The sequence below is a fragment of the Methylobacterium sp. WL7 genome, assembly GCF_008040085.1.
In the GTDB taxonomy this organism is placed as follows: Bacteria; Pseudomonadota; Alphaproteobacteria; order Rhizobiales; family Beijerinckiaceae; genus Methylobacterium; species Methylobacterium mesophilicum.
The window spans coordinates 1-8,495 of record NZ_VRVG01000171.1 but is presented as its reverse complement, the minus strand read 5'-3'; the positions used below and the strand labels follow the sequence as shown (position 1 = coordinate 8,495).

Genomic DNA, 8,495 nt, shown 5'->3' with positions numbered 1-8,495 from the left:
GTGGTAGCCTTGCCCCTCATCCGGCAGCGCTGTGTGGACATCATAGCGCAGAGGGAGGCGGGCGGGCGCGCGCCATCTGACCGCGATCCAGAAACACCCCACCCCCTCGACCCCGCATTTTGCATACAGATGGTCCGAACCTTGCTGTGGGTGTGTGGCCGGTGCGGTTTGCCCGCGCGCTTCACTCGGCCTAGGCTCAACCCCTGCGCTGGTGGTGGCGGCCTGCCATCAACTTCCACGGTTTCGGAGATCCGCTTGTCCCGTTCGACCCTGAAGATCCTCGCCCGCGGCGTGGCCGCAGGCGCGGTCGCGACCTTCGCGCTGGCGGCGCTGCCCGCGCAGGCCGCCAACGTGTTCCGCTTCGCGTTCCAGGGCGATCTCAAGTCGCTGGATCCCTACTCCCTCAAGGAGAGCTTCACCGAGGGTATGCAGCAGGCGGCCTACGAGTCGCTGGTCACCCTCGACAAGAACCTGAAATTCGCCCCCGGACTGGCGGAATCCTGGGAGACGCCGGAGCCGACCCGCTGGCGCTTCCACCTGCGCAAGAACGTCACGTTCCACGATGGCTCGCCGTTCACCGCCGACGACGTGCTCTTCTCCGCCCAGCGCGTCCGGGCCTCGGGCTCGAACTTCACCACGAACGTCCCGTCCGACGCCGAGTTCGTGAAGGTCGACGACCACACCGTCGACATGGTGCTGAAGAAGCCGAACCCCATCGCCCTCGCCCAATTCCCGACCTGGCTGATCATGTCGAAGAGCTGGTCGGAGAAGAACGGCGCCGCGCAGCCGACCCCGGCCAACGCCACCAGCCCGAGCTACGCCACCCTGCACGAGAACGGCACCGGCCCGTTCGTGATCGCCGAGCACCAGCCCGGCGTGAAGACGGTGTTCAAGAAGTTTCCCGGCTACTGGGGCAAGGTCGAGTCGAACCTCGACGAGGCGGTGCTGACCACGATCGCCAACCCGGCGACCCGCGTCGCCGCTCTGCTCTCGGGCGAGGTCGACTGGATCGATCCCGTGCCGTTGCAGGATCAGCAGCGGGTGAACGCCAGCGGCACCGCCATCGTGATGGCGGGCCCCGAGCTGCGCACCATCTTCCTCGGAATGGATCAGGACCGGGACGAGCTGAAGGATTCGAGCGTCAAGGGCAAGAACCCGTTCAAGGACATCAAGGTCCGCGAGGCGTTCTACCTCGCCATCGACGAGGAGACGATCGCCAAGCGCGTGATGCGCGGGCAGGCCGTGCCCTCCGCCCTGATGATCGCGCCGAGCCTCTACGACCGCGGGGCCGAGTTCAAGCGCCCGGCCACCGACCTCAAGAAGGCCAAGGATCTGATGGCCCAGGCCGGCTACCCGGACGGGTTCTCGCTCACCATGGATTGCCCCAACGACCGCTACGTCAACGACGAGGCGATCTGCCAGGCGGTGGTCTCGATGCTCGCCCGCATCAACGTCAAGGTGAACCTGAACGCCCAGCCGAAGGCGAAGTACTTCTCCAAGGTGCTGGCCCCGAACTACGACACCTCGTTCTACCTGCTCGGCTGGACGCCGTCGTCGCTCGACAGCCACAACATCCTCTACGAGATCGTCGGCTGCCGGAAGCCCGGCGACAAGTCGGGACGCGGCAGCTGGAACCTCGCGGGCTACTGCGACCCGAAGATCGATGAGATCGCCGACAAGGTCGAGGGCGAGACCGACAAGACCAAGCGCGACGCCCTGATCAAGGAGGGCTTCGACGTCCTGAGCGCCGACTGGGGCTACATCCCGCTGCACCAGCAGGCCCTGGCCTGGGGCGTCTCCAAGAAGGTTCACCTGACCCAGCGCGCCGACAACCTGCTCCTGCTCTACTGGGTCTCGAAAGATCCGCAGTAGGGCCCGGGCGTGCTCGCCTTCCTGCTGCGCCGGGTGATCCAGGCGGCCGCGGTGCTCGCGGTCGTCGGGCTCATCGCGTTCTCGATGTTCCGGTTCGCGGGCGACCCCGTGAACCAGATCGTCGGGCCCGATACCCCCGCCTCCGAGCGGGCCGAGATCCGCAAGAGCCTCGGCCTCGACGATCCGGTGCTGATGCAGTTCGCCCGCTACGCCGGCGACGTGGTCCGGGGCCGTCTCGGGATCTCGTACCAGTTCCGCCAGCCGGTCTCGCAGCTGCTGGCCGAGCGCATGCCGGCGACCCTGGAGCTCGCCTTCTGCGCGACGGTGTTCGCCCTGGTGGTCGGCGTCCTGATGGGGGTCTACTGCGCGCTGCGCCGGGAATCCTGGCTCGCCGGGCTGTTCCAGGCGGTCTCGCTGGTCGGCATCAGCCTGCCGACCTTTTTGATCGGCATCCTGCTGATCTACCTGTTCTCGGTGACGCTCGGCTGGCTGCCCTCCTACGGGCGCGGCGACACGGTGCGGCTCGGCTGGTGGACCACCGGCTTCCTCACCTGGTCCGGCCTCAAGGCGCTGATCCTGCCCTCGGTGACCCTCGGCCTGTTCCAGATGACGCTGATCATGCGGCTGGTGCGCGCCGAGATGCTGGAGGTGCTGCGCACCGACTACATCCGCTTCGCCCGCGCCCGGGGCCTCTCCACCCGGGCCGTCCACCTGCGCCACGCCCTCAAGAACACCCTCGTGCCGGTGATCACCATCGCGGGGCTCCAGCTCGGCTCGGTCATCGCCTTCTCGATCATCACCGAGACGGTGTTCCAGTGGCCCGGCATGGGCCTGCTGTTCGTCCAGGCCGTGCAGAACGTCGATATCCCGATCATGTCCGCCTACCTGCTGCTCGTCGCGCTGATCTTCGTGACCATCAACCTCGTGGTCGACATCCTCTACACCGTGGTCGACCCGCGCCTGCGGCTGTCGTCCGCGCGGACCGCGTGAGGCCGGCATGAGCGGACGTGATAGCGACGCCGGCAACGCGCCGCCGGTCCCGCTGGCGGCGGCGACCCCTGGACGGCTCGCGCGCTGGCGCGATTCCGACCTGGTCGCCAGCTTCCTGCGCTCGAAGACCGCCATGGCGGCGCTGCTCGCCACGGTGGTGATGGTCGGGCTCGCGGTGGCGGCCCCGCTGATCTCGCCCCAGAACCCCTACGACCCGGCCCAGCTCGACCTGATCAACTCCAACCTGCCGCCGATCTGGCAGGCGGACGGCCAGGCGCCGTTCTACCTCGGCACCGACGACCAGGGCCGGGACGTGCTCTCGGCGGTGCTGTACGGCCTGCGCCTGTCGCTGATCGTGGGCGTGCTCGGGGTGATCACCTCCGGCGTGCTCGGCATCGCGCTGGGCTTGGTCGCCGGCTACGCGGGTGGCGCCCTCGACACGCTGATCATGCGGGTCGCCGACGTGCAGCTCACCTTCCCGGCGATCCTGATCGCCCTGGTGGTGGACGGCGTCGCCCGGGCGAGTTTTGGCGGCGCGCTGGATGTCGGGCCGCTGATCGGGCTGATCGTGATCTCGATCGGCCTGTCGTTCTGGGTGCAGTACGCCCGCACGGTGCGCTCCTCCGTGATGGTCGAGAAGGGCAAGGACTACGTCCAGGCCGCCCGGCTGATCGGCCTGACGCCCCCGGTGATCCTGGTCCGCCACGTGCTGCCCAACGTCACCGGGCCGGTCTTCGTCATCGCGACGATCAACCTGGCGCTGGCGATCATCACCGAGGCGACCCTGTCGTTCCTCGGCACCGGCCTGCCCGAGACCATGCCGTCGCTGGGCACCCTGATCCGCACCGGCAACCGGTTCCTGTTCTCCGGCGAGTGGTGGATCGTCGCCTTCCCGGGCCTGGCGCTGGCCGGCCTCGTCATCGCCATCAACCTCCTGGGGGATTGGCTGCGCGACGCGCTCAATCCGAAGCTGCAATGACCGAAACCATCCTCTCCGTACGCGACCTCACGGTCACGTTCGACACGCGGCGCGGGCCGCTCACCGCCATCGACCGGGTCTCGTTCGACATCGGCCGGGGCGAGATCCTGGGGGTCGTCGGCGAATCCGGGGCCGGCAAGTCGGTCACCGGCTCGGCGGTGATCGGGCTGATCGACCGGCCCGGCCGGATCAGCGGCGGCGCGATCACGTTGCGCGGCGCGCGCATCGACAACCTGCCCCCCGAGGCGATGCGGCGGGTGCGGGGCAAGCGGATCGGCATGATCTTCCAGGACCCGCTGACCTCCCTCGATCCGCTGTTCCGGGTCGGCGACCAGATCGTCGAGACCCTGCGGGCCCACACCGACCTCTCCGCCCGGGCGGCCCGCACCCGGGCGATCGACCTGCTCGCCGAGGTCGGCATCCCGGCGCCCGAGCGGCGGATCGACGGCTACCCGCACGAGTTCTCGGGCGGCATGCGCCAGCGCGTGGTGATCGCGCTGGCGCTCGCCGCCGAGCCGGAGCTGATCATCGCCGACGAGCCGACCACGGCGCTGGACGTCTCGGTCCAGGCCCAGATCATCACCCTGCTCAAGCGCCTGTGCCGCGAGCACGGCACCGCGGTGATGCTGGTGACCCACGACATGGGCGTGATCGCCGAGGCCGCCGACCGGGTCGCGGTGATGTATGCCGGGCGGGTCGCCGAGATCGGCCCGGTCGCCGCCGTGATCGCAAAGCCGCACCACCCCTACGCGGTCGGCCTGATGGGGGCGATCCCGACCCTGTCGCAGGAGGCCGACCGGCTCAGCCAGATCCCCGGCTCGATGCCGCGGCTCACCGCCATCCCGCAGGGCTGCGCCTTCAACCCGCGCTGCCCGAAGGTGTTTGCCCGCTGCCGCGTCGAGCGGCCGGAGCCGATCCTGGTGGGCGAAAGCCGCGTCGCCTGCCACCTGTACGACGTCACGGAGAAGGCGGCGTGAGCGCCTATGTCGAGGTCACCGACCTGCGCCGCCTGTTCGATGTCTCGAAACCCTGGCTCAACCGGGTGATCGAGCGCGAGCCCCGCCGGTTCCTCACGGCGGTGGACCGGGTCGGCTTCACCATCGCCAAGGGCGAGACCTTCGCGATCGTCGGCGAATCCGGCTCGGGCAAGTCGACGGTGGCCCGGATGGTGGTCGGCCTGCTGCCGCCCTCGGCCGGCGAGGTGCGGATCACCGGGATCTCGATGACCGATCCCCGGGAGGCGGCGGCGCGGCGGCGTCTGCGCTCGCGCATCCAGATGATCTTCCAGGACCCCTACGCGTCGATGAACCCGCGCTGGCGCGTGGGCAAGATCATCGCGGAGCCGATCCGCGCCTTCAACCTGATCCAGGGGGAGGGGGCGATCCGCGCCCGGGTCGGCGAGCTGCTCGGCCTGGTCGGCCTCCACCCGGACGATTCCAAGAAGTACCCGCACGAATTCTCCGGCGGCCAGCGCCAGCGGGTCGCCATCGCCCGGGCGCTCGCCAGCCAGGCCGAGTTCCTGGTCGGCGACGAGCCGACCTCGGCGCTCGACGTCTCGGTGCAGGCGCAGATCCTCAACCTGATGCGCGACCTGCAGGACCGGCTCGGGCTGACCTACCTGTTCATCTCCCACAACCTCGCCGTGGTCCGCCACATGGCGACCCGGGTGGGGGTGATGTATCTCGGCCGCCTGGTCGAGGTCGCGGCCGCAAAGGATCTGTTCGCGCGGCCCCGCCACCCGTACACGCGGATGCTGCTCGACGCGGTGCCCGACCTCGCCCATGTCGGCCGCGCCCGGGTGCCGGTCTCCGGCGAGATCCCGAACCCGATCGACCCGCCCCCGGGCTGCACCTTCAACCCGCGCTGCCCGCTGGCGAACGACCGCTGCCGCGCGGAGGTGCCGGCCCTGCTCGACGGCGTCGCCTGCCACGCGGTGCAGGAGGGGCGGGCCTGATCTTTGGGTCGACGCGGGCCGGGTCGGATGCTCGCTGGCGTCCGTAGCGGGTGGAAAGCGGACACTCGATCAGAAGGATCAGCGGTCGCGAACAGCGGTTGGCGGCTGCATGAACTCGATCGTCGCGCCGTCAGGGCCCACGACGTAGATCACCCGCGTTCCCGCCCGCGCGCCACCCGCGATCGGCTGCGGCGTGCCTTGTGCCTTCCAGCCGTAGGCGGCGATCCGCGCCAAAAGCGCGTCGATGTCATCGACCACGAGGGCGAGATGCGCGAAGCCCGGGTCGAACGGCTTGGCCGGTGCGCTCGGCCGATCCACGCCCTGATACTCAAGGAGTTCGATCGTCTGATCTGCCAGCGACACGATCGCCATGTGCACCTGCGCCCCATGCGCGCCCGTCACTTGGCCGAGGAACTCGCCCCCCATCTCGCCCGTGCGCACGAGCCGCGCGCCAAGCCCATCAACCCAGAACCGAAGCGCCTCATCGAGGGAGGCGACCGCGAAGCCGACGTGGTCGGCACGCTGCACCTGGAAGGTTGTATGCTCGGTCATGCAGACTGTCCTACCGGCAAACGGGCTGCTCGTCTGATATGGGTCGAAAGCAGAAGCCAGCGCGCGTCGCAGGTCGCCCACCCGCGCCCATACGCGAGAGGGTGCGCCTGACCCCACCTCACGCGTCGCGCCATTCCGAAAACGTCGCCGCCTGGCCCACGCTTACGCCGTCGCGGTCGAGCTGCCAGACGATCGCCTGCTCGATCCAGAAGCGCCGGCCGCCCTTGGCGATCCGCAGGCCGCGGTAGCCGCGGGTGAAGCCGTCCCGGGCGACGGCGTCGAGGAGGCGCTGCCGCTCGGCGCGCTCGGGGGCCTCGGCCGAGAGCCGCGAGGGCAGGCCGACCAGCGCGTCCCGGTCGTAGCCGAAGCAGGCCTGCGCGGCCCGGTTGGCGTAGACGAAGCGCGGGTCGGCGCCGCCGTCATGGGCCAGCACCACGAAGGGCGCCTGCCCGTACAGCCAGGCCGCGTCCGCCCCCTCCGGCACCAAGGCCGCGCCGAGGCGCCGCCGGTAGCTGCCGGTGAGGACGGCGAAGAAGTCGGGATCGAGCGAGAGGTCCATCACGGCGGTCCGGAATCGGCTGCACAGGAGAGCGGCCCTTAGCCGATGCCGGGCCAATCGTGGCGTGCGGGATCCCGCTTGCCCCCATCTGGCCCAACAAGGCCGACAATGTTCGCACGGCACCTCTTCAAGCCGCGACACACGCTCCCTCCTGCGGCGACGGGCTACACAGATTTCGACCGTCGCCGTGATCATGCCGTGGGCGCAGAAGGCGCGGGTTCCCTCTCCCGTGCGGGCTACGACGTTCACGCATCGCTGCCGGATTTGGGCCAAGGCTAACCCCAACCGCGTCTCCCTCCCCCCTCTGCGGGGGAGGGAGAGCCGCGGTGTCTCCCGTGTGTTCTCCCAACTCAATGTGTGAGTCCGCACGCCCGCACGGGAGAGGGGGCGCGTCGCGGTCTGCAACAACGCCTGTGCCTCATACCTGTGTAGCCCGTTGCCGAAAGGAAGCGGGGAGAAGCTGAGTGTTTCGAGAGACTTGCTGGCAAACCCAATGGGTCGATCCGGCGCGCTACAGGACCGGGTCCGCGTCGATGCGCATCCGGAGGATCGCGTAGGGCGGCTGCTGCAGGTCCTGGCCGCGGTTGAATTCCGGCCGGCGGTTGACCTGGGCGCTCGAGATGTAGAGCCACCGGTCCGGGGTGATCCAGAACGTGTCGGCCCAGATCAGGCGCGGGTCGGCGGCCAGCACCTCCACGGTCCCGTCCGGCAGGCGCCGGCCGACGGCGTTGTGCTCCTGCAGGCTGAGATAGACCCGGTCCTGCGAATCGGTGGTCAGGCCGCCGGTCATGCCCTTCTCGCCGAGATCCTGCACCGTGGCGGCCAGGGCCGCGTCCGACACGTTCGGGTCGAGGAGCGCCGCGGTCTCCACCGCGTAGAGGCGCCGGCTCATCAGCGGCGCGTAGTACAGGCGGCGGCCGTCCGGGCTGATCGCGATGCCGTTGGCCCCGCCCTTCGGGTGCTTCGCCGGGGCATCCCCCTTCCGCTCCATCACCGGCCGCAGCTCCACGACCTTGACCACGCCCTCCTGGGTGGCCGTGCTCGGGTGGTCGGCCAGGCGCCGGCTCACCCGCCCGCTGGCGAGGTCCACCGCCAGGATCGCGCCCTGGCCGCCCTGGCCCTGGTCGGTGATGTAGGCGAGCGCCCGGCCGTCGCGCACGTCGACCCGCAGGTCGTTCAGGGACGAATCGGCCACCACGCCGGCGTCGAGCGGGATCACCCGGCGGATCTTGTCCTGGGTGATGTCGATCTCGAGGAGCTTGGCGGCCCCCGGCACCGGCTTGCTCTTGCCCTCGGTCAGGCCGGAATCGAGGATCCAGAACGCGTCGTTGCGGTCGAACACCCCGTTGGGGACGTGGAACAGGGTCGCCTGCGGGTCCTTCGGGTCCGGATTGTTGGTCCGGGCATCCGGATAGGGCTTCACCGAGCCGTCCGGGAGCACCTCGCCGAGGGTGGCCGGCTCCGAGCCGGTGAAGCGCGGCATCATCACGAACATCCGGCCGCCCCGGGCGATCGCCAGGCCGGTGGGCGTGGACGGGGCGTTGGCCGCCCGCGCCAATTCCAGCACCCCGGCGGGGCGGCTGGTGGGG

The 8,495-nt window shown here is 69.8% G+C and carries 8 protein-coding genes; 5 read left to right on the top strand and 3 right to left on the bottom strand.

Annotated elements, in window-relative coordinates; genetic code table 11:
• The first annotated feature begins 255 nt into the window (after positions 1-255).
• From FV233_RS26515 to FV233_RS26495, 5 genes are read left to right on the top strand one after another with little or no spacing between them, the layout of a single operon-like run.
• Positions 256-1,872: an ABC transporter substrate-binding protein gene (locus tag FV233_RS26515; protein WP_147855664.1), complete on the top strand. Its 1,617-nt coding sequence runs from the start codon at positions 256-258 to the stop codon at positions 1,870-1,872.
• 9 nt (positions 1,873-1,881) lie between these two features.
• Positions 1,882-2,862, top strand: a complete 981-nt coding sequence (locus FV233_RS26510; RefSeq protein WP_147855663.1) for an ABC transporter permease — start codon at positions 1,882-1,884, stop codon at positions 2,860-2,862.
• 7 nt (positions 2,863-2,869) lie between these two features.
• Positions 2,870-3,841 carry an ABC transporter permease gene (locus FV233_RS26505; RefSeq protein WP_147855662.1) on the top strand — a complete coding sequence of 324 codons (972 nt, stop codon included), beginning with the start codon at positions 2,870-2,872 and terminating at the stop codon, positions 3,839-3,841.
• On the top strand, positions 3,838-4,818 hold the full coding sequence (locus FV233_RS26500) for an ABC transporter ATP-binding protein (protein WP_147855661.1): 981 nt from the start codon (positions 3,838-3,840) through the stop codon (positions 4,816-4,818). Before FV233_RS26505 ends, FV233_RS26500 begins: the two co-directional genes overlap by 4 nt.
• Positions 4,815-5,795, top strand: coding sequence for an oligopeptide/dipeptide ABC transporter ATP-binding protein (locus FV233_RS26495; RefSeq protein ID WP_147855660.1), 981 nt, complete (start codon positions 4,815-4,817; stop codon positions 5,793-5,795). Before FV233_RS26500 ends, FV233_RS26495 begins: the two co-directional genes overlap by 4 nt.
• Before the next feature lie 78 nt (positions 5,796-5,873).
• On the opposite strand, the gene FV233_RS26490 is transcribed toward FV233_RS26495, so the two are convergent.
• From FV233_RS26490 to FV233_RS26480, 3 genes are all read right to left on the bottom strand, one after another.
• Entirely contained in the window at positions 5,874-6,347 is a 474-nt protein-coding gene (locus FV233_RS26490; RefSeq protein WP_147855659.1) for a VOC family protein, read from the bottom strand.
• A gap of 118 nt (positions 6,348-6,465) precedes the next feature.
• Entirely contained in the window at positions 6,466-6,906 is a 441-nt protein-coding gene (locus FV233_RS26485) for an MEKHLA domain-containing protein (protein WP_187278234.1), read from the bottom strand.
• 511 nt (positions 6,907-7,417) lie between these two features.
• Positions 7,418-8,495 (bottom strand): major royal jelly family protein (locus tag FV233_RS26480; protein ID WP_246690097.1); only part of this gene is annotated, 1,078 nt, incomplete at its 5' end.